This window comes from Pseudomonas sp. PS02302, assembly GCF_029959585.1.
Taxonomy (GTDB): Bacteria; Pseudomonadota; Gammaproteobacteria; order Pseudomonadales; family Pseudomonadaceae; genus Chryseomonas; species Chryseomonas aestiva.
Genome location: NZ_JASCON010000169.1, coordinates 1 through 1,040, shown reverse-complemented (window position 1 = coordinate 1,040; position 1,040 = coordinate 1). Strand labels below are relative to the sequence as shown.

The following is a 1,040-nucleotide window of genomic DNA, read 5'->3' as shown; positions in this document are numbered from 1 at the left end:
GGCCGCCCCTGGCGGCCGGAGCGCCGGGCGCGTTCTGCGAGGAACTCACCATCAAGCCGATTTTCAGCAAAAGCCCGGCGCTGGGCATTCGTCTGCTGATCCTGGCCGCCCTTTCGGTGGGTGTCATGGTCACCGACGCGCGCTTCGACTACCTGAAACCGGTACGCAGCGAACTGGCGCTGGTCCTCTCGCCCCTTTATGAGGTGGCGGGTTTTCCCCTGCGCGCCTGGGAAGGCGTCAGCGATCAGTTTTCCAGCCGCACCGAACTGATGGCGGAAAACGAGCGGCTCAAGGCCGAGCAACTGCTGCTGCAGCGCCGTCTGCAGAAACTCGCCGCCCTCACCGAGCAGAACGTGCGCCTGCGCGAGCTGCTCAATTCCGCCGCCCTGGTGGACGACAAGGTACTGGTCGGCGAACTGATCGGCGTCGACCCCAATCCCTATACCCATCGCATCATCATCGACAAGGGCGCGAAGGACGGCGTCTTCGTCGGCCAGCCGGTGCTCGACGCCAGCGGCCTGATGGGCCAGGTGGTGGAGGTGATGCCCTATTCGGCGCGGGTGCTGCTGCTCACCGATGTGACCCACAGCATTCCGGTGCAGGTCAATCGCAACGGCCTGCGCGCCATCGCCGTCGGCACCGGCAATCCCGAGCGGCTGGAACTGCGCTATGTGGCCGACACCGCCGACATCAAGGAAGGCGACCTGCTGGTGAGTTCCGGCCTGGGCCAGCGCTTTCCGGCGGGCTATCCGGTGGCCACCGTCTCCAAGGTGATCCACGACTCGGGGCAACCCTTCGCCGTGGTGCGTGCCATTCCCACCGCCAAGCTCAATCGCAGTCGCTACATGCTGCTGGTGTTCAGCGATACCCGCACGCCGGAGCAGCGCGCCAACGACGCCGCCGAGGCTCAGGAAGCCGCCGATCGCCATGCGGCCCAGCGCCCGGCCGCCCCGGCGAATCCGCCGCCGGCCGGCGCCTCGGCTGCGCAGCCGGCAGCCGCCAATGCCACGCCGGCGCCCGCCGCCGGCACCGGCAGTCGC

1 protein-coding gene is annotated in these 1,040 nt (G+C 68.3%); it reads left to right on the top strand.

Annotated features, from left to right (window positions below; translation table 11 throughout):
• Positions 1 to 98: 98 nt before the first annotated feature.
• Positions 99 to 1,040 (top strand): rod shape-determining protein MreC (mreC, locus tag QMX82_RS25660; protein ID WP_282288799.1); only part of this gene is annotated, 942 nt, incomplete at its 3' end.